Origin of the sequence: Salsuginibacillus halophilus (assembly GCF_003014715.1) — a bacterium.
Taxonomy (GTDB): Bacteria; Bacillota; Bacilli; order Bacillales; family Marinococcaceae; genus Salsuginibacillus; species Salsuginibacillus halophilus.
This window is the reverse complement of record NZ_PYAV01000003.1, coordinates 96750-119455: the sequence shown is the minus strand read 5'-3', so window position 1 is coordinate 119455 and position 22706 is coordinate 96750. Positions and strand designations below refer to the sequence as shown.

Annotated in this window: 24 protein-coding genes; all 24 read right to left on the bottom strand. The window is 47.2% G+C overall.

Annotated features, from left to right (window positions below):
- Positions 1 to 15 precede the first annotated feature (15 nt).
- Complete coding sequence (locus tag B0H94_RS03395; RefSeq protein WP_106587966.1) at positions 16 to 612, bottom strand: DUF1405 domain-containing protein; 597 nt, start codon at positions 610 to 612, stop codon at positions 16 to 18.
- Between the two features lie 119 nt (positions 613 to 731).
- A complete protein-coding gene (locus B0H94_RS03390; RefSeq protein WP_106587839.1) occupies positions 732 to 1577 on the bottom strand; it encodes a menaquinol-cytochrome c reductase cytochrome b/c subunit in 846 nt (281 codons plus the stop codon).
- A gap of 42 nt (positions 1578 to 1619) precedes the next feature.
- Positions 1620 to 2291, bottom strand: coding sequence for a menaquinol-cytochrome c reductase cytochrome b subunit (qcrB, locus tag B0H94_RS03385; RefSeq protein WP_106587838.1), 672 nt, complete (start codon positions 2289 to 2291; stop codon positions 1620 to 1622).
- Positions 2292 to 2308: 17 nt separating this feature from the next.
- A complete protein-coding gene (locus tag B0H94_RS03380; RefSeq protein ID WP_106587837.1) occupies positions 2309 to 2806 on the bottom strand; it encodes a Rieske (2Fe-2S) protein in 498 nt (165 codons plus the stop codon).
- A gap of 134 nt (positions 2807 to 2940) precedes the next feature.
- The gene (locus B0H94_RS03375) at positions 2941 to 3408 is read right to left on the bottom strand and encodes a YpiF family protein (RefSeq protein WP_106587836.1); all 468 of its coding nucleotides are present in this window, start codon (positions 3406 to 3408) and stop codon (positions 2941 to 2943) included.
- On the bottom strand, positions 3405 to 3950 hold the full coding sequence (locus B0H94_RS03370) for a YpiB family protein (protein ID WP_106587835.1): 546 nt from the start codon (positions 3948 to 3950) through the stop codon (positions 3405 to 3407). Before B0H94_RS03370 ends, B0H94_RS03375 begins: the two co-directional genes overlap by 4 nt.
- An 18-nt stretch (positions 3951 to 3968) precedes the next feature.
- Positions 3969 to 5360, bottom strand: a complete 1392-nt coding sequence (locus B0H94_RS03365; RefSeq protein ID WP_106587834.1) for a tetratricopeptide repeat protein — start codon at positions 5358 to 5360, stop codon at positions 3969 to 3971.
- A gap of 830 nt (positions 5361 to 6190) precedes the next feature.
- Positions 6191 to 7483 carry a 3-phosphoshikimate 1-carboxyvinyltransferase gene (aroA, locus tag B0H94_RS03360; RefSeq protein ID WP_106587833.1) on the bottom strand — a complete coding sequence of 431 codons (1293 nt, stop codon included), beginning with the start codon at positions 7481 to 7483 and terminating at the stop codon, positions 6191 to 6193.
- Positions 7484 to 7500: 17 nt separating this feature from the next.
- Entirely contained in the window at positions 7501 to 8607 is a 1107-nt protein-coding gene (locus tag B0H94_RS03355; RefSeq protein ID WP_106587832.1) for a prephenate dehydrogenase, read from the bottom strand.
- A gap of 30 nt (positions 8608 to 8637) precedes the next feature.
- Positions 8638 to 9747: a histidinol-phosphate transaminase gene (gene hisC / locus B0H94_RS03350; protein WP_106587831.1), complete on the bottom strand. Its 1110-nt coding sequence runs from the start codon at positions 9745 to 9747 to the stop codon at positions 8638 to 8640.
- 3 nt (positions 9748 to 9750) lie between these two features.
- Positions 9751 to 10578, bottom strand: a complete 828-nt coding sequence (trpA, locus tag B0H94_RS03345; protein WP_106587830.1) for a tryptophan synthase subunit alpha — start codon at positions 10576 to 10578, stop codon at positions 9751 to 9753.
- A complete protein-coding gene (gene trpB / locus B0H94_RS03340) occupies positions 10575 to 11780 on the bottom strand; it encodes a tryptophan synthase subunit beta (protein WP_106587829.1) in 1206 nt (401 codons plus the stop codon). The genes trpA and trpB overlap by 4 nt, the downstream gene beginning before the upstream one ends.
- Positions 11758 to 12414: a phosphoribosylanthranilate isomerase gene (locus B0H94_RS03335; RefSeq protein ID WP_106587828.1), complete on the bottom strand. Its 657-nt coding sequence runs from the start codon at positions 12412 to 12414 to the stop codon at positions 11758 to 11760. The genes trpB and B0H94_RS03335 overlap by 23 nt, the downstream gene beginning before the upstream one ends.
- Complete coding sequence (gene trpC / locus B0H94_RS03330; protein WP_106587827.1) at positions 12395 to 13177, bottom strand: indole-3-glycerol phosphate synthase TrpC; 783 nt, start codon at positions 13175 to 13177, stop codon at positions 12395 to 12397. Before trpC ends, B0H94_RS03335 begins: the two co-directional genes overlap by 20 nt.
- Entirely contained in the window at positions 13167 to 14195 is a 1029-nt protein-coding gene (gene trpD / locus B0H94_RS03325; RefSeq protein WP_106587826.1) for an anthranilate phosphoribosyltransferase, read from the bottom strand. Before trpD ends, trpC begins: the two co-directional genes overlap by 11 nt.
- Positions 14196 to 14212: 17 nt before the next feature.
- Positions 14213 to 15703 (bottom strand): anthranilate synthase component I, encoded by a 1491-nt coding sequence (trpE, locus tag B0H94_RS03320; RefSeq protein WP_106587825.1) that lies wholly within the window; start codon positions 15701 to 15703, stop codon positions 14213 to 14215.
- Positions 15704 to 15894: 191 nt separating this feature from the next.
- On the bottom strand, positions 15895 to 16254 hold the full coding sequence (gene aroH / locus B0H94_RS03315) for a chorismate mutase (RefSeq protein WP_106587824.1): 360 nt from the start codon (positions 16252 to 16254) through the stop codon (positions 15895 to 15897).
- Between the two features lies 1 nt (position 16255).
- A complete protein-coding gene (gene aroB, locus B0H94_RS03310) occupies positions 16256 to 17344 on the bottom strand; it encodes a 3-dehydroquinate synthase (RefSeq protein ID WP_106587823.1) in 1089 nt (362 codons plus the stop codon).
- Complete coding sequence (aroC, locus tag B0H94_RS03305) at positions 17341 to 18519, bottom strand: chorismate synthase (RefSeq protein WP_106587822.1); 1179 nt, start codon at positions 18517 to 18519, stop codon at positions 17341 to 17343. The genes aroB and aroC overlap by 4 nt, the downstream gene beginning before the upstream one ends.
- 106 nt (positions 18520 to 18625) lie before the next feature.
- On the bottom strand, positions 18626 to 19417 hold the full coding sequence (locus B0H94_RS03300) for a CheR family methyltransferase (RefSeq protein WP_106587821.1): 792 nt from the start codon (positions 19415 to 19417) through the stop codon (positions 18626 to 18628).
- 117 nt (positions 19418 to 19534) lie between these two features.
- A complete protein-coding gene (ndk, locus tag B0H94_RS03295; protein ID WP_106587820.1) occupies positions 19535 to 19978 on the bottom strand; it encodes a nucleoside-diphosphate kinase in 444 nt (147 codons plus the stop codon).
- A 138-nt stretch (positions 19979 to 20116) separates the two neighbouring features.
- Positions 20117 to 21088 carry a heptaprenyl diphosphate synthase component II gene (gene hepT / locus B0H94_RS03290; RefSeq protein WP_106587819.1) on the bottom strand — a complete coding sequence of 324 codons (972 nt, stop codon included), beginning with the start codon at positions 21086 to 21088 and terminating at the stop codon, positions 20117 to 20119.
- Between the two features lie 53 nt (positions 21089 to 21141).
- On the bottom strand, positions 21142 to 21849 hold the full coding sequence (locus B0H94_RS03285; protein ID WP_245893889.1) for a demethylmenaquinone methyltransferase: 708 nt from the start codon (positions 21847 to 21849) through the stop codon (positions 21142 to 21144).
- A gap of 5 nt (positions 21850 to 21854) precedes the next feature.
- A complete protein-coding gene (locus B0H94_RS03280) occupies positions 21855 to 22649 on the bottom strand; it encodes a heptaprenyl diphosphate synthase component 1 (protein ID WP_181315235.1) in 795 nt (264 codons plus the stop codon).
- Positions 22650 to 22706: the final 57 nt, after the last annotated feature.

Below are 22706 nucleotides of genomic sequence, written 5' to 3'. Positions count from 1 at the left end.
AAAAGGAAGCTAGACCTAAGACGGTACATCCACCGGCTGCCTGCGCACATGAAGCACATATATCAAACCGATTGAAAGCAGACTTAACCAAAATGTGAAATAACCAATGTGATGAATACCATCCAATAAATACGGACTCACCCACGGATAAACATTATACATGTAATCGATCATATCGTTATGCACCGTCCATACTGCTGCTACTGTTAAGTGCCAACGTCGAATGTGATAAAAGGGTAAGTAAAGAAGTGCCTGCACTGCCATTGCCCCGTGTGAAACAATCAACATGTAATTTTGCCAGTTTAGCTCATCACCTGCGAATCCGGCACCTGCATTCATTACAACCGCCCAGATCCCGTACTTGATTAACGTTACCGCAGCAAGTGCTTCGATGAGCCCGCTCCGGCGGTTCAACAGCCATAGAAACAAAACGATACAAAAAAACAAGCTTGCTGTTGGACTGTCTGGTACAAAGATTAAAAATTGTGGTGGTGTGATCATCAGTTGATCAATGTACCATATGTAACCGTATAAAGTGCCAACTGCATTGATCACTAACAACAGCCCGAGCACCTTTGGAGACATCAGCAAGGCTTTAAGCCGCTGCTTCATCGGAAGCTTTTGCCCTGTTCTCAAAACGTTCCCTCCTCACCCAGCCGGTTTAAAAAAAGCTGTCCCGGCGAACCGGATTTTCCGGTTACCGGGGACAGCTTTTTCTTTAAGCTACCACTTTACTCATCTTCTTCATCATCACCGTTGTCATCCTCATCATCGTCTTCTTCACCGTCGTCGCCGTCATCCGGCTGACCGTTGGCTTCGATGTATTCCGAGAGGACTTCAAGTTCTTCATCATCACCGTCAAACAAGCCGGCTGGCATATCGCCAATACCTTCTACAGCAATTTCAGCGATGTCTTCTGCCCCATAAGGTAGATCATAAAGATCCGGTCCTGCAGCGCCGGCACCTTCCATCTGGTCACCGTGACACTCAATACAGCCTTGCTCTTCGTAAATCTCATAACCTCTGGCGTCTTGATCAACTTCGATGATGTCGTCATCAGTAATGATTTCACCCTGCTCTTCAGCAGCTTCCCAGTCGTGCTCTTCTACAGACTCCCAGGTTAAATAAATGGTAGCAATCGTCCCGAGCATCATCATTGCAGTTGCAATCGGACGACGTGATGGACGACGTTCCGGACCATTATCAAGCCAAGGTGCAATCAGCAGTGCACCAAAAGCGATGCCCGGAATAACCACGTTTCCAATCAATTCGAAATCCCCGGAAGCAAACTGATACTTTAAGAGCTGATACAAGAATAAAAAGTACCAGTCCGGAAGCGGAATGTAAGCGGAGTCAGTCGGGTCGGCAACGCCTTCAAGCGACGCCGGATAAGCTGTTGCCATACATAAAAACCCGATCAAAAAGACCGCACCTACGAGCCATTCTTTCAATAGAAAGTTTGGCCAGAAAGCTTCCGTTTTTCCAGGGAACTCCGAATAGTCTTTAGGAATGTTCGGTTTCTTTTCGGCAGGGACACGTGAATCCCCGACGAACTTCATACCTTTTCCTCGATGCATCGGACTCCCTCCTTCACCCGTTTCTAAATAACTTATAACGTTTTACAATGGACCGGAGATACCTTGACGGCGGATCATAATAAAGTGGGCTGCTAACAGACCAAGTAATGCCCCCGGCAGGAAGAATACGTGAATCGCAAAGAATCTTGCCAAGGTTTGTGCCCCGACAATTTCACCGCCCTGCAGTAAAGTTCGCAGCGATTCACCAATAATTGGTACCGTCTCCATAATTTCAAGTGCAACTACAGTCGCAAAGTAAGCTTTCATGTCCCAAGGGAGCAGGTAGCCGGTCAAACCAAGACCGAGCATAACAAAGAATATAAGTACACCTACAACCCAGTTCAGTTCACGAGGTTTTTTGTAAGCCCCGGTAAAGAAAACCCGCAATGTATGTAAAAACATCATTACGATGACAACGCTCGCTCCCCAGTGGTGCATCGCACGCACAATAGCACCGAACGCTACTTCACTTTGTAAATAGTAAACGGATTCATACGCATTGATAATATCAGGTACGTAATACATCGTTAAAAACATGCCGGACAAAATCTGAATGACGGTGACAAAGAAAGTCAGCCCGCCAAAACAGTAGATAAATGCCGAGAAGTGGTGCGCCGGGTTGACGTGTTCAGGCACTTCGTGATCGGCAATATCCCGCCAGAGCGGCGTAATGTCCATGCGTTCGTCAACCCAGTCGTAAATACGCTGTAACATTGCAAACGCCCCTCCTATTATTGTGGTTCAGACTGACCTACATACACGGCCCCGTCACGGATTTCATACTCATAGCGGTGCAGCGGCTCGGTTGGAGGTGTTCCTTCCACGTTCGTACCGTCACGCTCGTACAGCCCAAAGTGACATGGACAATAGAACATTTCCGGATAATCCTCACTACCTTCCCAGCTGACTGTACAACCAAGGTGTGTACAGACGGCAGATAACGCTACAACGTCATCGCCATCGCGGTAGACATAAATGGTTTCAATTTGTTCCGATTCATACCAGCCGTCATCTGCTTCGTACGTTAACTCTCTACGAATCGGTTCTTCGCCTAATTCATCAAACTCAACAAGGTAGTTCATATCACCTTCTGCAGCAGCATCAAGTACCGGGTCAACTGCCATACGGACCATCGGCATCAGCATACCTGCAGCCATAAAACCGCCCACACCTGTCAGCGTATACGTTAAGAACTGACGACGCGAAACATTATGATTCTTCTCACTCACCGTTTTTCCCTCCCTACTTTCCAGGCTGTGTCCCTAAACGGACGATGCACACATATGAAGACTAAGACATATTAATAATAGCCTAAGCAATAAATTCATGTCAATCGTTTCACGAGGCTGTCACGAATGTTTCGTTACTGTGGGGACTTTTTCCACTCTTCCATAATGATCGGAAGAATTTGCTCAATTTGATCAGAGATCGTTTTCCTTTTCAATTTAGGATCCAAATCTTCCACCGGAAGAAGTGGCAGCCATAAAAGCGTACCGGTCAGCTCTTCTTCATACTTTTTCCATGAGCTGTCTGCTGTTAAATAAATGACATGCTGTTTACCGGCTTCAACTGCGGTTTCGTGCCATTGTTTTAAGCGCAGTACGGCTTGTTCACCTTCAGCTGTAACCATATATGTAAACGGCGGCAGCTGCAGCACACGACCATGAAATTGACGCTCAAGTTCATCTGTCATTAAGTTTACATATTCGCCCATAGCGGCTTTTGACTTCATATCTTCGCCAAAATCAACGGGCATTAACGGGACAATAACAGTATCAACATAAGAAGCAGCTTCTTTATACCTTGCTACATCCTGGGTGCTCCATTTCATGATTTCCACTCCTTATTAAAATTTTTGTTTAACGCCTGCCATTCACTGCTTAAACGTTCAAAACGACTTTGATCACCTGCATCTAAAGCTTCATCAATTGCTGTTTTTAGACGCTTTACTTCCTTCTCATAAAGGGACCATGCGGCAACGGCTTCCGCCCCCTGCTGCAGGTATCTACGCTCAGGATGATATGGATTTCCTTCTAAGATCGTTTGATAAGCTTCTAATTCAAAAAGATCCGCTGCCTGCAGTTCAATGTACAAAGGAAACTCCGGCCTCGCCTGCAGCCGGTGATAACAAGCTTCAGCATCATGGGCGACGGTTAAACCTTCTTGAAAGTATACATGACATTCTGCGTCGTTTAACCGCAGCAGGCGCGGCGCCTCGCGCGCATCCGGCACGAAACGCACTTCTTCAAGTAAAGTATTGTGCGCTGCCATGTACTGCAAAAGCCAGGTGATCCGCCGATCCTGCAGTATATTGTAAGCTAACAGCCACTCGATAAACTTTCTTTTTTCTTCTCTTTCAATTACACTTGCCATCACATTCACGTCCTGTCGTTACATTTCATCTTCTGCAAATGTTTCAAGAAACGCCTGTAGTTCCGGCTGTTCTTCTAAGTTGAGAGACTGTTTTAATTTATGGATTCCGTCTTCACGGCGCCCTCCTTCAAGCAGCGCATACCCGTAGTCACGAAGGAAAGCTGCATCTTCGAGAAACGATGGAGACGCCTGCTGAAACGCTTCAAGCGCTTTAGACACGTCATCCTCCTCAAGGTGAGCCCGTGCCTCGTACCAGCTGAATAACGGAGCGTCCTCACTCATTTCCCGCAAGTAGGAAACCAGCTCAAGCACACCTTCTGCGTCTTCCTGGTTATCAAGGGCGCTAAGCAGGCTTAATGCGGCATCAACATTGCCTGGGTTCATAGATAAAGCTTCACGCAGTGAAGTTATTGCTGCTTCTTCGTTTCCGAGTTTCAACTGAATTTTTCCGGCTTCTGCATACAACGCATCGTTAAATTCGTCAACCCGCATGCCGTCCTGACAAACCGCTAATGCCTTGTCAAACTGTTCCTTACCTTCATAAGCACGCGCTAAAAATGGATATAAACTTGCATACTCGTAATCAAGGTTACGCAGTTCTTCAAGCTGTTTAACCGCGGTTTCGTAGTCACTAATCTGCAGCGCTGTATAGCCGTAACCAAATAACGCATTTAACTCCGTTTTTTCAGCCAGGCCGTCCTCATAGTATTTCATCGCTTCTTCAAACTGGCCTGTTGCACTATAAGCTTCTGCAATTCGTAAGTAAATTGAACTTTCAGGGTGCTCAAAACCGTGTTGCTCTGCCTGCTTTAAAAAGGGGATACTTTTTTGATAGTCGCCGCGCTCTAAGTAAAATTCGCCGAGCCCTGCAAGAAGAACCGGCTCTTCCGGTGCGCTTTCAAGCGCGTTTTTCAGTTTCTGCTCCGCAACTTCTTCAAGCCCTTGCAGCTGATACAAATCGGCAAGGAGCATCTGCGCTTGAATGTAGCTTTCGTCTTCTTCAGAAATTTCAAGCAGCCACTCGATCGCTTCATCTTCTTCTTCAAGATCAATGGAGAGCTCCGCTGCCAGTATATAAAGCTCACCTTCGTCTGGATAATCCATCAGCAGGCGCTTCACAAGCCTTGATGCTCGCCCGGCGTGACCAAGCTGCTGATAAATCATCGCAATATCATACATCTCTTGGTGATCAGCTTCACTTTCAAGCCGTTCAAGTTCCTCAAGTCCTTTTTCTACCTCACCTTGTTCAATCATTTTCACTGCTTTTTCGAGCGCTTCCACAACCAAAGCCCCTTTCTTGTGCCTCGTACGCATATTTTCAAACTGGCCTGCACTAGCAGATGTCTGTTGAAAATGTACTTGATGCAGAGCCGCCACGTCAAGATAAGGCGATTGCGCACCTACATACAAAAAAAGCCCGCTTGTAAGAAAACGCTTACAAAGCGGGTCAGTCAAAAGTACTGGCAAGTTCACTCAATAGGAGTAGAGAAACCATACGCTACATATTATTATAGCGCTTTCATATAAAATGTCAACGTTTTGCTGACGATTTTCCAGCGTATGTTATGTAACGTTGCAACATATATGCCCTGTCATGAGTGAACCCACCCATGACAGAGGCTGCATATGTGATAAACATACAACTTTTCAGCGTGTAGACAAACTTTTAAGAAAAGCGAAGGCTGACGTCGCTTTTCAGCGGACGCTTGCACCCGGAGGGCACAAGTGCGACATCGGTTTGATCGGCGCTAACGCTTGATCTCACCGTGTCTTCTTAGCCCCCGTCACCGACTCAACTTCCTCGGCAGAAAGTCACTGCCTGCAGGATTTTCGGCTCGCGCTGTTCCTGGTGGCGTCGCCGCCGACGCTTGTCAGCCTTATGTAGTTTGAAGGTCACCAATTGTAAAGATTCTTTTGATTAAGCAATATCTACATGAATCCTTTTCATCATGACGCTTTATGAGTGATCAAACGAACCATATACAAATGTAAAAGTGACCGAAACGAAAGACGGCGACTCCCAGAGGATCAAGCGCAGGCCTCGGGAAAGCCTCCGTCGGTAGTGTTGGTCACGTTCATAATTCGGTTTTTATCCTCTTTATGCAACAGCCCGGAACTTGAGGAAGTAAGCTGTCCATAAATGTTTGGCTTTATACTTTGTCAACAGTCTGAAACATACAATGTTTCAATAATTACTGTTTTTTATATCAACAAACCTTTACTGCACCTCAAGCACTATCTTAAGAATCCGTCCGAAGCGATGTTAAATCTTCAAAAAATAATGGATAACTAACAGCTGCTGCTTCACTTTCATGAATGCGCGAAGGTCCATCTGCAGCAAGCGATGCCACCGCCATAGCCATCCCGATTCGATGATCACCATATGTTTTTGTGTCAGCACCTGTTAAAGGGGTCGGACCATCAATGATCATTCCGTCTTTAGTTGCTTCAATCGATGCACCAAACTTTTTCAATTCCTGAACAACAGTATCGATCCGATTTGTTTCTTTAACTTTCAATTCTTCAGCATCTTGAATGACAGTACGGCCATTTGCCTGTGTCGCAAGAACTGCAAGCACTGGAATTTCATCAATTAGCCGCGGAATTAAAGCCCCGTCAATCGTTGTTCCTTGAAGCTCACTGCCGCGGATCACAATGTCAGCTGCTGGTTCGCCGCAATCCGTTCGTTCATTGATGATTTCAAAGTCTGCCTCCATCGCCGTAAGTACATCAAGAATGCCTGTCCGGGTCGGATTAATCCCTACGTTTTCTAACGTCACTTCGCTTCCTTGAAGCATCGCTGCAGCAGCAAGAAAGAAAGCAGCTGATGAAATATCACCTGGAACATTCACATGCCGAGCGCTTAAAGACTGACCACCTTTAAGCGAAACCGAGTTTTCATCGCGGTACAACCGAACACCAAATGCTTCAAGCATCCGTTCAGTATGATCACGCGAGCGAAACGGCTCAGTCACTTCAGTTACACCCTCACTTTGCAGGCCGCACAGTAAAATACTTGATTTCACTTGTGCACTTGCGATTTCTGAAATCCAGTGGATGCCAACTGTATGTTGGCCTTGAATGGAGAGCGGCGTATATTTGCAGTTTTTTCGACCGCGAATGGAAGCCCCCATTTTCGTAAGCGGATCTGTGACGCGTGTCATCGGACGGCGGGCAATTGAGGCGTCACCTGTTAATACGCTGTGAAATGGACAGCCTGCAAGAATGCCTGCCACTAACCGAGCTGTTGTCCCGGAGTTACCGACATCTAGAATTTCTGCCGGCTCTTGAAGCCCTCGGGTTCCACGGCTTTCTATTGTGACAGTATCTTCATTTTGTTCAATAGAAACGCCAAGTTTACGGAAAATATCAATTGTACTTAGACAGTCTTCGCCCGGAAGAAACCCTTGTACTGTCGTTTTACCTTCAGCAAGTGATCCGAACATGACCGCACGGTGCGAGATCGATTTATCACCAGGCACCACCCGTTTTCCTTTCAACGCTTCTGCCGGATAAATTTCTTCTACAGCCACAACAATCCCCCCCCTTTTTAATCTAGCTGATTTGTTTCATACATTTCACTTTCAAGTAATTTTTGTGCCTCTTTACGATCTTCATCTGTCCGAAATGTGAGTCGGAGAACACCGGTAATGTCATTTCGAGTTTCTAATATTTGTAAATTAACAATGCTAATTCGTTCGCGGGCAAGAATCCCGGTCACATCAGAGATCACACCTGGGTGGTCGGGCACATCAACATATAAGTCATAAAATGAAGGAAGTGCCCCTTTTTCCCGCGGCGGTAGGCCGTCACGATACGTTTTTGCACGGGCAAAAAAATCAAACAAGGCTGTTTCATCACCTGAAGCAATTAACGTCCGCATATGCTGCATCTGCTTTTGCCATTGATCTAGTAAGTCCAGTAAAGCCTCCTGATTGTGCAGCACAATATCGCGCCACATCGGAGGGCTTGCTGAAGCAATGCGGGTAATATCACGAAATCCGCCGGCTGCAAGCCGTGCAGTTAGCGGGTCTTCTTGGGCCACACCTTCTACTTGATGAACGAGGCTTGAGGCAATTAAATGCGGAAAGTGACTGATCACACCAGCTAATTTATCGTGCTGCTCAGGTGTCATCTCAATAAATTGCGCTTTCGTGCCTTTCAACCAATTTTGCAGCTGAATCACTTTACGCAGCGGTGCACCATCTTCAGGGTCAGGGGTTAAAACGTAGTAAGCATTTTCAAACAAGTGCGTTTTTGAAGCCTGCACACCTGACTTGTGAGAGCCTGCCATCGGGTGACCGCCGATAAAGTCAACTTCCTGGTCTTTAAACACTTTTCCGTCCTGCACAACTTTCGATTTTGTACTGCCTACATCGGTAATTAACGCTCCGGGCTTTAAATTCATATCAGCAAGCCGGTGGATGAGCGCAGCTGTCTGGGTTACAGGCACACTTAATATAATAAGGTCTGCATCTTTGGCACCTTCTTCAATATGTTCAAATGCTTCATCTACAATTTCTAATGATACAGCCATTTTCCGAGCTTCCGGCTGGAGTTCGACCCCTGTAACAATCACGTCGTGCTCGTTTCGGATCGCAAGCGCAAGCGACCCGCCGATCAACCCGAGTCCGGCTATACAAACTTTTCGTGCCATCTACCGTGTCCTCCTCGCTCTTAACCTGCGCTATCTCTGTGCAGAACTTTCAGCTTTTTCATGTAAGAAAGCTTTGAGTGCTGACTGAAAATGTTCCATCTCCTCATCTGTGCCAATCGTCACCCGGATACATGTCGGAAAACCTAGCGCTTGACCTGAACGAACGATAACGCCGCGTTCAAGCAGTGCTTGAAATACCTCATCACCATCAAAGCCAGTATCAAGCAGTAAAAAGTTGGCTTCACTTGGATAGTAGGAAAGGCCGTTTTCTTTTGCGAAATTCATAAGCTCATGCTTATTTTTTAATGTTTTCTCTTTGCAGTCATGAATAAATGCTTGATCACGCCAAGCAGCACGAGCTGCTTCCTGGGCTAATGCTGTCGTATTAAACGGTGGACGGATCGGGTCCACCTCCTGCATTAACTTGGCCGGTCCTATGCCAAAGCCAAACCGGAGCGCAGCAAGGCCATATGCTTTTGAAAACGTTCGTAAAAGCACTAAATTGTCATAAGTACGCAACAGCTGCAGTGTATCTGGGTAGTCTTCTGCCTCTACGTATTCGATGTACGCTTCATCACTTACAACAAGAACATCACTCGGCACGCGTGCAAGAAAAGATGCAAAAGCTTCAGCGTTAATATAACCGCCGGACGGATTGTTTGGATTGCACACCCATACAATGCGGGTATTTTCATCAATCGCTTCAAGCATGGATTCTAAATCATGATCACCTTCAACGAGCGGAACTTCACGAATTTCTGCACCTTCAACAATGGCGTTATGTTTGTATTGTGAAAATGTCGGTACAGCCATCACCGTGTTTGTACCTGCGTCTAAGTAAGCGCGGCAGAGCATTAAAATCACTTCATCTGAGCCGGCCCCAAAAAGCAGCTGCTTTTCTTCAACACCAAGACTTTCTGCCAGCTCTGTGCGCACCGCCTGCGCATACCCGTCTGGATAGAGGGCAGGCTTAGCAGCAGCCGCCTGCACAGCCTCCTGTACGAGTGGAGATGCACCAAATGGATTTTCATTCGACGCAAGTTTAAAGACTTGGTCTAAACCATACGCCGCCTTCACTTCTTCCATCGGTTTTCCCGGCTTATACGGGGAAAGGCCGGTCAACTGATTTTTTAATTTCATACGTTACGTCACCTCATCTTTCATCGGGGTCATGGTTACAAGTGAGACGGCGAGCGCTTTAACTTTTTCAAGTGCTTCAGGCCGGGTCTCAGGTTCTCTTAACTCTTCTTCAAATTGTGCGATGATACGTACAATCGCACTCCCAACAATCACGCCATCCGCTGCACCTTCCAGGGCTTTAACGTGTTCCGGTTTAGAAATGCCGAATCCGGCCGCTGCAGGTACCGGACTCACTGCTTTCACTTCCTCAATAAACGCACGTGTCCCTTCAGCGAGCTCATCACGAGTTCCGGTAACACCAAGGCTTGAAACAATGTATAAAAAGCCTTGGGCACCTTGAGCGATCCGCTCGATTCGTGCTTTTGACGTAGGTGCGACAAGTGAAATCAACTCAAGGCCGTGTTCATTCATTGAAGTTCGCACGACTTCACTTTCTTCAAGCGGAAGATCTGGAATTAATAAGCCGTCTGCTTCGTTTTCAGCAGCTGCTTTTGCAAACGTTTCTAAGCCCATTTGATACACTGGATTGTAATATGTGAAGATCACAACAGGGATATTTAATCCACGCTCCCTCATTTTCGGAACGAGGGCGAGCGCCTTCTTTAAGGTCATTCCTCCGGCAAGAGAACGTTCTGCTGCTTCTTGAATGACCGGACCATCTGCAAGGGGATCCGAATACGGAATCCCAAGCTCTAAAATATGCGCACCGGCTTCTTGAAGGGTTAAAGCCGTCTCAATCGTCGCTTCTTCATTTGGGTCACCGGCCATAATAAATGGAATAAACACCGGGTACGCGGCATTCGCTGCGGCTTTTTCAATTGAAGTATTCATGCCTCGGCCTCCTTTTGAGAGCTGATCCGGTCATTCATCGTCTGTACATCTTTGTCCCCGCGTCCGGATACACAAATGACAAGCGTTTCAGACGACTCCATAGCTGCAGCTTTTCGTGCAGCAAGTGATACAGCGTGGGCCGTTTCAATCGCTGGTAATATCCCTTCAGTCGAAGCTAACAGCTGCACTGCCTCAAGCGCTTCCTCATCTGTTACAGCTGTATATTCAGCCGCCCCGCTGTCAGCTAAATGGGCGTGCTCCGGTCCAATTCCCGGGTAATCGAGCCCGGCAGAAATCGAATAAGGCTCGGTAATTTGGCCGGCCTCATCCTGCATTAAAAAGGTGAGTGAGCCGTGAATGACGCCGGGACGCCCTTTTGAGATCGTCGCTGCATGATTTGGAGTATTAATTCCTTCACCGGCAGCTTCTGCCCCGTACAGCTTCGTTTTCTCAGCGAGTAACGGGCTGAACATGCCAATTGCATTGCTCCCGCCGCCTACACAAGCAACTGCCGCATTCGGCACATCTCCAACAGCTTCAATCATCTGCTGTTTCGTTTCCTCGCCGATCACACGTTGAAATTCACGTACCATTTCCGGATAAGGGTGCGGACCAACGACAGAGCCGATTAAATAAAACGTATCCTCGACGTGTGTGACCCAGTACCGGATTGCTTCATTCGTTGCATCTTTTAATGTCCGGCTGCCGCTTTCAGCAGGGATGACTTCAGCGCCAAGGAGCTCCATACGAAACACGTTTAATTTCTGCCGCTCCATATCTTCAGCACCCATAAAAACTTTACATTCAAGGCCAAGGCGGGCACATACCGTTGCCGTCGCCACCCCGTGCTGACCGGCGCCGGTTTCAGCAACAATTTTTTCTTTACCCATACGTTTCGCTAACAAAGCTTGTCCGATCGCGTTATTCAGCTTGTGTGCCCCGGTATGAAGTAAGTCTTCGCGCTTTAAATAAATGGCAGCGCCGCCGAGCTTTTCGGTTAAACGCCCTGCATACGTAAGTGGTGTTTTTCGGCCGGCGTATTCCGTTAACATATGGTGGTATTCCTTCATAAACGCTTCGTCTTGAAGGGCGTGGCGGAAGGAGCTTTCAAGTTCCTCAAGTGCTGCCATTAATGTCTCTGGCACAAACTGTCCGCCAAACCGTCCATAACGGCCGAATTCATCTGGATAGTTCACGTTCATACGCTCTCAACCTTTCTTCAAGCGCCTTCATCCGGGACGCTGATTTCATCCTGTTTTCTTCAATACCACTTGATACGTCAATACCAGGCGGGTGATAAGTTAAAAGCTGATCTACATTTTCAGGCGTAATTCCGCCAGCAATTAAAAGTGGGACACCAAACCGCTTTGCTTCATCTCGGTAGCAGGGCACCGCCTCCCAGTCAAACTGTTCTCCTGTCCCACCCCAGCCGTTTTTTGAATACGTATCGATAATAAAGCCATCAGCAATACCAAAAAACGGGGCGAGCACATCCCTTGCATCAGTTTCTGAGCGGTGATGCAACGCTTTATAAACTTCAACACCAAGGGCCTTCACCTCAGCTGCAAAAGCTGGTGACTCTGTACCATGTAGCTGCACAATTTGAAGTGGAACCGTCTTTAAGACTTGTTCAACCTCTTCAAGCGTCGGATTAACAAACAGTCCACAAGCAGAAACAGAAGGTGCTTTTTGCAGCCATAAGCGTACGTCTTCTTTTTTAACCTGGCGCCTGCTGTCAGCAAAGACAAAACCAAGTAGATCAGCATTGTGCGATACCGCCTGCAAGACGTCGTCTTCCTGCATTAAGCCGCACATTTTAAACGTCGGGCGAGCCATGACCAGCACCTCCCCGCAGCGAAGCAACCGCGTCTGCCGGATGCTCGTGCGTCACGAGGGCTTCACCGACAAGCAGTCCCTGCGCACCGGCGGATGCAGCCCGAGCTGCATCATCACTCGTATGAATGGCGCTTTCGCTAATAAGAAAAACGTCTTCAGGGACGTAAGGAGCCACCTCTTCAGTTACAGAAAGTGAGGTCTCAAACGTTTCAAGGTTCCGGTTGTTCACCCCGATGAGCGGCGGCTGAAATTCACGGAGAACTTCTTGCAGCTCTTCAGCGTTATGCACTTCAACTAATGCCTCCATCCCGAAACGCTCTGCTGCCTCGTGCAGTGATTTCAACTTTGCCGGCGAGAGCGCACTTGCAATTAAAAGAACAGCGTCTGCTCCGATCCGGGCACTCTCTTCAATCTGGACTTCTTCTAAAATAAAATCTTTACGAAGCACCGGTAAATGGACGGCTTCTTTTACTGCTGTTAAATCCGCACGCTTGCCATGAAAATACGTTTCATCGGTTAAGACTGAAACCGCCTGCGCTCCGCTTTCTTCGTAGAGGCGGGCTTGTGATACCGGATCAAGATTTTCATTGAGCGAGCCTTTCGAAGGCGAAGCTTTTTTCACTTCAGCAATTAAGCCAACCCCGTATAACGCCGCTCCTTCACGAAGCGAGGTTAACAAAGGCTGCTTTTCAAACGTTCTTTCCTCAGGAAGTTGAAGCGTTTCAAGTTCTGTTCGTTTCGTTGCTAAAATTTTAGTAAGCATTGATATTCCCCGCTTTCTTCCGAAGTTGTTCAACGTAGGCAGCTGTTGTACCGTCTTTTAAGGCACGCGCTGAAAGCTCGTACCCTTCTGCCAGCGTACGCGCAGCGCCGCCTACATAAAGAGCCGCTCCTGCGTTTATGGCTAAAATATCCTGCACTGCACGATCAGCCCTGCTATGAAACGCATGATCCAGGATTTCTGCGCTTGCTTTTTGGTCTGCAGCTTGGACCGCTTCAAGCGGGGCGGTTGTTGCTCCGAGCGCTTCCGGCGTAACTTCATATTCAAATACGTTGTCACCAGCAACCTCTGTTACATACGTTTTCGTACTGATCGTCAATTCATCCAACCCATCAGCTCCGGTAACGAGCAAGGCCCGCTTTGTACCGAGCCGCTGCAGCGCTTCAGCCATTTTCCGCCCATACATCCGGTCGAACACACCAATGACTTGGGCTTCAGCTTGAGCCGGGTTCGTTAACGGACCTAGCAGATTAAAAATGGTGCGAAAGCCGATCTCTTTACGCGGCACAGCAGCATGTTTCATCGCTTCGTGATAAAGGGGGGCGAACAAAAAAGTCATGCCACTTTCATGCAAAGCTTTTACCGCTTCCTCCGGATTTGTTTCAACAGGCAGCTTTAACATTTCAAGCACATCGGCACTTCCGCTTCGACTTGAAACGGAGCGGTTACCATGTTTAGCAACTTTTAACCCAAGGCTTGCTGCTGTTAACGCAGCCCCGGTGGAAATATTGAACGTTGAAGCACCATCGCCTCCCGTACCGCATGTATCAATGACACCCGGCAGGCCGTGCTCAATTTGAAGGGCATGGGCTCGCATCGACCGGGCAAAGCCGGTGAGCTCATCTACCGTCTCCCCCCGGGTGCGCATTAAAGCCACTACAGCCGCAATCTGACTCGGGGTTGCCTCACCTTGCATGATGGCATTCATCACTTTTTCTGCGTCGGTTTCACTTAACGTTTCCTGCTCAACTAAGGCGTGCAGCACCTTTTCAATACTCATCTCAGCTCTTCCTTTCTTCATTCAACTTCATGCTTTGGCTCAAAAGCCTGCTCAGCTGTCTCAATCGCTTTAAATAAAGCTTTAGCTTTATTTACTGTCTCCTCATATTCCATCGCCGGATCTGAATCTGCCACAACGCCTGCCCCTGCCTGAACGTAAGCTGTGCCATTTTTAATAAGCACGGTGCGGATCGCGATACACGAGTCAATATTGCCGTCATAGCCGAAGTAGCCGATGCCACCGGCATAAATACCGCGCCGCGTAGGTTCAAGCTCCTGTAAAATTTCCATTGCCCGCACTTTCGGTGCCCCAGAAACTGTACCGGCTGGAAACGAGGCGGTTAAGGCTTGTAACGGATGCATGTGTTCAGCAAGTTCACCAGTTACTTTCGAGACAATATGCATAACGTGAGAGAAACGTCCAATTTCAAGCAGGGTCGGCGTGTTCACGCTGCCGTAAGCAGCCACCCGACCGACATCATTTCTAGCTAAGTCTACGAGCATGTAATGCTCTGCCCGCTCTTTCTCATCATTCATCAGCTCTTCTTCTAAAGCAAGGTCCTCTTCTTTGGTTGCGCCGCGTTTTCGGGTGCCGGCAATCGGATGAATCTCTACCTGCTGATCCTGCACTTCAACGAGGCGCTCCGGCGAACTGCCGACAATTTCAACACCGTTAATCGTTAAATAAAATAAATACGGCGACGGGTTCACCATACGAAGCGCCCGGTACACCGAAAACGCTGATACGTTCAACGAACGTTCAAACCGCTGCGAGAGCACGGTTTGAAACGTATCCCCTTGATGAATATATTCTTTGATTTTTTCAACATCAGCTTCAAACTGCTCGCGTTCATAATTCGAAGTTACTTTGGAAAAATCAATATCTGCCGCTAAATCAAGCGGCGGTGTTCGCTGCATAACAGCAGCAGGTGGTTCACTTAATTTTGCAAGTACCCGGTTCACTTCTGCTTCAGCTGTTTCTGCATCAGCTGGCGTTTCTGCGTAATGAATGACAGTGACTTCTTTTTTCGCGTGATCATAAGCAATCAATGTTTCGCAAAATAAAAATGTCACCGGCGTTTTCGGCTCAGCATTCGCACCATTCTGCAGTCGTGGCTCAAAATCTTCCACCGCATCATACGGTATCGTACCAACAGCTCCGCCTTTAAACGGAAGTGATACTGAAGCCGGTGCCGGATCAATCCACTTCATCGCTTCTTCAAAAACGGCTGCAAGATCAGCACCTATGGCACAGCACTTGTTGTTCTCATCAAAAAGTGCGTAACCACCTTCGTCTGCTTCAGTTAACGTATAGCGCGGATTTAAGCCGATGAACGAAAACTGTGCCCAAGGTGAAGTATCATCTTTACTTTCTAATAAATAAACAGCTTCACGCTCGACACTTTGAAACATGCCGATCGGCGTAAGTTCATCAGCAAACATCTTTGAGGCAAACGGTACCGTTTTGTACTGTTCTGCTTGCGCTTGAAATGTTTCGTATGTTGTCATCTTTCCACCTCATCTCAATTTCGAAAGCATCAGTGGAACAAAGAAACACCCGGCGCGAACGCATCCGGATGCTTTTACCTCTGCATCTTTCAATAGCAAAGGCTCCGCTGATCTTTCGCTCTCCTTCTCTCAACTCAACTACACGTGTTCAGCTTCGTTTGCACGTATCCTATCGTTTCAGCTGCTTCGTGTCAATTTATAAGGTCCGGCCGAAGCTGAACCGCATCTTTATGATACACGTGGCAAATATCTTCCTGCGGCCGGTCATCATTCACCGTCATCATCACTCGAATGCAGCGCGGCAGGCTGTTTGGTACTGGGATTTCTGTGGCACACATGACCGGAACATACGACCAGCCTTCAAGGCTCCGAGTCGCTTTTGCCGGAAAAGCCGCAGTTAAATCTGTCGTTACTGTAAACCATATGTGCACAACATCTTCTGCTTTAATGTTATTTTTTTCAGCCATGTCACGCAAAACTTCTTCGGCTGCTGTTAAAATCGCGCTGCTTTCATTCGTTTCTGCTGTTGTTGCTCCTCGAATTCCGCGCATATTACCTCTTCCCCTTTGGCTCACTCATACATTTCAGTAAATCCTCATCTCGTACCGGCACCTTGATCGGCAGCCCGGTCTCTTCTAAAAGCACCATTCTTACTTCGGCAGCTTCGGTTTTCTTATCTTTTTTCATCGCTTCAAGCAAAGCCTGCGGATCAAACTGTTGAAATAACCACGGTTCGTACCCGAAGTTTTTCAACCAGTCTGCTTCGACTTCAGGATCCAGCCCTTGATAACCGAGGTGCCGAGCGACTGTCATTGCATAAATCATACCGGATGCTACAGCTTCACCGTGAGTCACTTTGCCATAACCAAGGTGTTTCTCAAGCGCATGCCCCATCGTGTGCCCAAAGTTTAAAAAAGCACGCACACCGCTTTCAAACGTATCTTCACGAACAATACCTGCTTTTACATGAATGGAACGGGCTAAAATTTCTGATAAATCAGCCTGCTTTAAATCTTCCATCTCTTGCACATGTTCTTTCAACCAGCTCAAAAATGCCGGACGCTGAATATAACCGTGTTTTACAGCTTCGCTGAAGCCAGAGCGCCACTCTTTTTCCGGCAGCGTCTGCAGCATGGACGTATCATAAACGACGCCGGCCGGCTGATGAAAAGCACCGACCATATTTTTACCGAGTGGATGATTGATGCCTGTTTTACCACCGACACTGCTGTCATGGGCAAGAAAAGTACTCGGCATTTGAATAAATGATATCCCGCGCATGTACGTTGCAGCAATAAACCCTGCCAAATCGCCAACGACGCCGCCGCCAAGGGCGAGAATAACAGAGTTTCGGTCTAATCCATGTGTTAAGCAGGCGGTTAAACCTTCTTCATACCAACTGAAACTCTTTGCCTGTTCACCAGAAGGCACTATGAAAGAAGACACCGGCGTTTCTTCCGGCGCTGCTCTGATGACATCATCAAGATAATGCGCCGCAACTGCATCGTCGCTAATCACCATGATCCGTGTCCACTCACTTTGCCACTCATTTGAAAATAAGCGGGGCCACTTAAAGCGCAGCCCCTCGTCAATATTTACTTCGTAACGAAAGTTTTCACCTGTGATTTCAACTGTTTTCATTCGTCATTGCGCACCCTTTCATGGTGTGCTTGAACTGATTTTTGCAGCACATCCATTCGGTCGCTTTCAAACGTACGCGAAATTTCTGCAGCAATCTCCCATGCCACAACATGTTCAGCAACGACAGAAGCAGCAGGTACAGCACAGCTGTCGGAACGTTCAATACTGGCATTAAACGCCTCTTTTGTTTCCACATCAACACTTTGTAAAGGTTTATAAAGCGTCGGTATCGGCTTCATAACTCCCTGCACCACTACTGGCATGCCGTTTGTCATACCGCCTTCAAATCCACCGAGATTGTTCGACTTTCGGTAATAGCCGTTTTCTTCGTCATAAGCAATTTCATCATGAACCTGGCTGCCAGGAAGTGATGCTGCTTCAAAACCAATCCCGATCTCCACGCCCTTAAACGCATTAATGCTCATAACCGCACGAGAAATGTTTGCATCTAATTTGCGGTCATAGTGGACGTGGCTCCCTAATCCAATCGGCACACCTTCAACAACTGCCTGCACGACGCCGCCGATTGAGTCACCTTCAGCTTTTGCATCATCTATTGCTTCTTTCATCTTTTCTTCCGCAGTTTCATCAAGACAGCGGACGTCAGATGCTTCCGTACGTGCTTGTAAATCTTTAATAGACGAATAGGAGGTTTCTTCAGCTTTAACGCCGCCGATTTCAAGCACCTGCCCTGCAACATCAATGCCTAAGTGGGCAAGGAACTTTTTCGCAACAGCACCGACAGCTACCCGGACCGTCGTTTCCCGGGCCGAAGAGCGCTCAAGCACATCGCGCATATCGCGATGCCCGTACTTCAATGCACCGTTTAAGTCGGCATGGCCTGGTCGCGGGCGGGATATACGCTTACGCTCAACACTTTTAGCATCATCTTCTTCAAGAGGACCGGCGCCCATCACTTTTTCCCAATGCTTGAAATCGTCATTTTCCACAACGAGCGTAACTGGTGCACCTGTCGTTTTGCCGTGCCGCACACCGCTTTTAATTTCAACTGTATCTGTTTCAATTTGCATGCGCCGACCACGCCCGTAGCCTCCCTGGCGACGGGCGAGTTCTTGATTAATATCTTCAGCCAGCAGTTCCATCTGCGCCGGCAAACCTTCAATGATCGCAGTCAGCTGCGGACCGTGCGATTCTCCTGATGTTACGTACCGCATAAATATCTCTCCTCCAAATATGAACCTCTCTGTTTCTTTAACGCTTTTATGCACTAAATCATAACATATTTCATTTCTCTACGCATCCCGGTTTTAGCCGGACCGTTTAAATTTTTTGATAAAAAAACGTATCCAAGGTACGAAACCCATAAGCTTCTGGATTAAAAATCTGCTCGGTGCTGCCGACAAACAATACACCACCGGGCTTAAGGGCTTTACAAAACTCGTGATAGACATGCGTTTTTGCCTCTTCTGTAAAGTAAATAAGTACATTGCGGCAGACGATGAGATCATAACCGCTGCCGTAATTGTCAGCAAGTAGATTATGACGTGAAAAATTGACGGCTTGTTTTACTTCATCTTTCACCCGATACCCTGAAGCTTCTTTTTCAAAGTATGTTTGAATCGAATTCGGACCGAGTTCTTTCAGCGATTTGTCAGTATAAAAACCTGATCTCGCTCGGTCAAGAATGCTATTATCAATATCGGTTGCATCAACCTGGATGGCAGAAAGCGGGAAGAACTTATTCATCATCATCACGAGTGTATAAGGCTCCTCCCCGCTGGAGCACGCGGCTGACCATACTTTCGTCTGACGGTTGTTCTGGACAATTTCAGGCATGATTTTATTTTCTAAAACGTCCCACCGCTGCGGATTGCGGTAAAATTCCGACACATTAATCGTCATCCGCTCTAAAAATTTACTTAAAAGCTCAGGGCTGCTCTCAAGACCTTCTTGAAAAAAATCTCGAAAAGACTGAAAACCGTGCTTTTTATAAAAAGAAGTCAACCGCCGTTTCATCTGCGCTTCTTTATATAGCGAAAGGTCGATGCCCGTTTTTGCATAAACACGTTGAATGAACTGCAAATAATCCTGCTCTTCTGAAGTATCCGCCATTGACAAACCCTCTCTTCACTTAATCTTTTTCCATTATACAATAGTTTTTGCACCGGAAACAGACGTTGCCAATAACGAAAAAAGCCGCCCCTGAATGATCAGGAGCGGCTTTTTGCCTTATACCCAGCTGTTAATATCTTTTTTGTAGCTTAAGATATCGCTTTCATTAAAGAATAAACCAATTTCACGCTCAGCACTTTCTGGTGAATCCGATCCGTGAATGACATTTTTAGCTACCTCGACCCCGTAGTCACCGCGGATTGTACCAGGCTGTGCCTCTGCCGGATTTGTTGATCCCATCATTGAACGGGCTGTTTTAATAACATTCTCGCCTTCCCAAACCATTGCAAATACCGGCGCGGAGGTGATAAAACCGACAAGCTCTCCAAAAAACGGCTTATCTTTATGCTCACCGTAATGCTCTTCAGCAAGTGCGTTAGATACGTCCATAAGCTTAGCTGCTTTTAACGTATAGCCTTTCTTCTCAAACCGCTGAACGATCTCACCAATCAAATTCCGCTGTACGCCGTCTGGCTTTACCATGATAAATGTTTGTTCCATATGTATCCCTCTTTCTGCTTAAATTGGCATAACCTTCTTGAGTATAGCAAACCCTTTCATATTACACAACATTGAAAATAGTATCATATATTCAAAAATTGAATGCGTTATCATTTTTGGTTGAATAGATGCCGGCGCTTAATAACTGCGCCGGCCAATATAATGTGCAATATTCGTTAATGACGTGCGCTCCTGCGTATCCGGCAGTTCTTCTAAAGCAGCATACGCTTTTGCTAAGTACTTGCGGCTTAATTCTTTCGCGTAGCTGATACCCCCGCTCTCATTCACATCACGGATCAGTTCACTCAAGCCCGCCTCATCCGGCAGCGTACCGGCAAAGGCTGTTTGCACGCGCTGTTTCACTTCAGGGTCATGATGCATGGCATATAGTGCAGGCAATGTTACATTCCCCTGCCACAAATCTCCACCTGCCGGCTTGCCGAGCTCTTCTTCTGTACCTTCAAAATCCAGAATATCATCGGTAATTTGAAAAGCCATCCCAACGTTGTAGCCAAAATCATATAAATGACGCTGATTTTTTTTGCTCGCCCCAGCCGCCATCGCACCAAGTTTACAGCTCACTGCAATGAGCAGTGCCGTTTTACGTTTAATCCGGCGCAAATACATGCGAAGGTTCTGCTCCCAGCTGTATTGATCACGAATTTGTTCAATTTCGCCAATGCACATGTCCATGATGGCATGAGAAATTGTAAAGTGAATATCCGGGTCATCAAAGTTGGCTGTCTGCTCCACCGCTTTGGCAAAGATATAATCTCCGGCATACATCGCCACTTTGTTATCATACTTCGATTTCACTGTTTCCCGCCCGCGGCGCATCGTTGAATCATCAATGACATCATCGTGAACGAGCGAAGCCATATGAATGAGTTCAAGCGGCGCAGCAATATGTTTAATTTCTTCAATATCATAGCGGCCAAACTTTGCAGCAAGCAAGACAAAAACCGGGCGGATTCTCTTTCCCCCGGCTTTCAGCAAGTTAACTGAAGCATCGCGCAGGATTGGATGCTCCGCTGTCACGGAGCGCTCAAGTTCTTCTTCAATTCTTTGAATATCGGCTTGTAAATATTCGTATAAATCTGCAAGCTTCATTAAGTTCACCTTCGCCTCATTGCATAATCCAGCTTACAATTATGCTCATCTTTTTACACCTCTGGTTTATACGCAAAGTGTGCCGCAGCAGCCCCGCCGGCAAACGATGTGTACCATACGTTTTGAAAACCACCAGCTTCAAAACGAGCTTTTAATGCGTCTTTATCCGGAAACGACATTGTTGATTCCTGCAGCCATGCATACTCATCATAGCTTTTTGCAAACATGCGGCCTAATAACGGCATCACCCGTTGAAAATACATATTGTATACCTGCTTATAGCCCGGGACCTCCGGCTGCGATGTCTCAAGACAAACCGCTTCGCCCCCGGGCTTAAGTACGCGCTGCATTTCTTGAATGACCTGATCCATATCCGGTACATTCCGAAGACCAAATCCGATGGTCACCGCTTCAAATGAGTCATCCGCAAAAGGAAGTTCCATAGCATTACCTACGATCAGCTCCACCTGTGGCAGAGCCTCATCACGAACTTTCTCTCGACCAATATCGAGCATGTTTTCAGAAAAATCGAGCCCGACAACGCGACCGTTTTGTCCACACGCATCAGCTAATGAAAGGGTCCAATCGGCGGTACCACAGCACACATCTAGGGCTGCGTCCCCCGGTTGCAGCCGCATCCACTCCATAACGCGCCGACGCCATGCTTTATGTCGTTGAAAGCTGATAATGCTGTTCATTTTATCGTATTGTCCGGAGATGCGTTCAAACACTTGGTGTACTTTTTCTTCTTTTGTCGTCACGCGATTCATCCTTTACTTGCAGCGTTAGATGCTGCGATTAATTCATCAATCCGTGCAGTAACATCTTCATTTAACAACGGCGCTGCTTTTTCCCGGTAATGCGCGAGCTCTTCGATAAACGCCAGTTCAAGGTCAGCCAGGCGGGCTTCCACGGCCTGTCCATCTCCGGTCGGCCAGGCAGCAGCTTCCTGAACTGCTGTTAAGAGCGGACATTCTCCACCACAGGAGTAAGTCGCTTTTGCTGCATGAACTTTTTTCAAGCCTAGAAACGCCTCTGCGGTTTCACCGAGAACAGCTTGATTATAATACGCTGATAAATTTTTCAACAAACCTGCCTGAATTTCACGAACGAGCGACGCTACCCCATTTAAAGTCGTCTCTTCTTGCTGGTGCAGCCGCATTTTTTGTTCATTAATATGTTGAATGGAGCGACTGAATACTTGTACAACTTCTGTATCTTTCAGCTTTGCTAAGAAATAAAAATACAAGCTGCTGAAATAATCTCCCGCTAGTACGGTCAACTGCCGCCTTTTTCGCATTTCGTCCGTTGACGTGTCTTGAAGCGTCACTTCCTCATGCATATCCAGGGCAGCCTGCACTAAGAGCGCAGATAAAATGCGTTCACGCTTTTCCTGTACTTGCATATCTTTCGTGCTAATAATGTTTTTTAAAAATAAAATATGGTCACGGTCAGGCTCCGGTTCTGTAATATGCGCGGCTACATACGGGTGGTGCCGCCATGCACGAAACTCAGCCTCTAAGTCAGCCGTATCCATCGTTTGAACTGCATTCGTTTTCATTCCTACGGTCCTCCAAATTCTGCCGCCTTTCCAGCCGCGGCCGACATCCATCCGTTC

Bases quoted from the DNA above. Each gene is read 5' to 3' on its own strand.
- B0H94_RS03395 (WP_106587966.1), bottom strand. From the start codon at position 612: ATGAAGCAGCGGCTTAAAGCCTTGCTGATGTCTCCAAAGGTGCTCGGG.
- B0H94_RS03390 (WP_106587839.1), bottom strand. From the start codon at position 1,577: ATGCATCGAGGAAAAGGTATGAAGTTCGTCGGGGATTCACGTGTCCCT.
- qcrB (WP_106587838.1), bottom strand. From the start codon at position 2,291: ATGTTACAGCGTATTTACGACTGGGTTGACGAACGCATGGACATTACG.
- B0H94_RS03375 (WP_106587836.1), bottom strand. From the start codon at position 3,408: ATGAAATGGAGCACCCAGGATGTAGCAAGGTATAAAGAAGCTGCTTCT.
- B0H94_RS03370 (WP_106587835.1), bottom strand. From the start codon at position 3,950: ATGGCAAGTGTAATTGAAAGAGAAGAAAAAAGAAAGTTTATCGAGTGG.
- B0H94_RS03355 (WP_106587832.1), bottom strand. From the start codon at position 8,607: ATGGCACGAAAAGTTTGTATAGCCGGACTCGGGTTGATCGGCGGGTCG.
- hisC (WP_106587831.1), bottom strand. From the start codon at position 9,747: ATGAAATTAAAAAATCAGTTGACCGGCCTTTCCCCGTATAAGCCGGGA.
- trpA (WP_106587830.1), bottom strand. From the start codon at position 10,578: ATGAATACTTCAATTGAAAAAGCCGCAGCGAATGCCGCGTACCCGGTG.
- trpB (WP_106587829.1), bottom strand. From the start codon at position 11,780: ATGAACGTGAACTATCCAGATGAATTCGGCCGTTATGGACGGTTTGGC.
- B0H94_RS03335 (WP_106587828.1), bottom strand. From the start codon at position 12,414: ATGGCTCGCCCGACGTTTAAAATGTGCGGCTTAATGCAGGAAGACGAC.
- trpC (WP_106587827.1), bottom strand. From the start codon at position 13,177: ATGCTTACTAAAATTTTAGCAACGAAACGAACAGAACTTGAAACGCTT.
- trpD (WP_106587826.1), bottom strand. From the start codon at position 14,195: ATGAGTATTGAAAAGGTGCTGCACGCCTTAGTTGAGCAGGAAACGTTA.
- trpE (WP_106587825.1), bottom strand. From the start codon at position 15,703: ATGACAACATACGAAACATTTCAAGCGCAAGCAGAACAGTACAAAACG.
- aroH (WP_106587824.1), bottom strand. From the start codon at position 16,254: ATGCGCGGAATTCGAGGAGCAACAACAGCAGAAACGAATGAAAGCAGC.
- aroB (WP_106587823.1), bottom strand. From the start codon at position 17,344: ATGAAAACAGTTGAAATCACAGGTGAAAACTTTCGTTACGAAGTAAAT.
- aroC (WP_106587822.1), bottom strand. From the start codon at position 18,519: ATGCGGTACGTAACATCAGGAGAATCGCACGGTCCGCAGCTGACTGCG.
- B0H94_RS03300 (WP_106587821.1), bottom strand. From the start codon at position 19,417: ATGGCGGATACTTCAGAAGAGCAGGATTATTTGCAGTTCATTCAACGT.
- ndk (WP_106587820.1), bottom strand. From the start codon at position 19,978: ATGGAACAAACATTTATCATGGTAAAGCCAGACGGCGTACAGCGGAAT.
- hepT (WP_106587819.1), bottom strand. From the start codon at position 21,088: ATGAAGCTTGCAGATTTATACGAATATTTACAAGCCGATATTCAAAGA.
- B0H94_RS03280 (WP_181315235.1), bottom strand. From the start codon at position 22,649: ATGAAAACGAATGCAGTTCAAACGATGGATACGGCTGACTTAGAGGCT.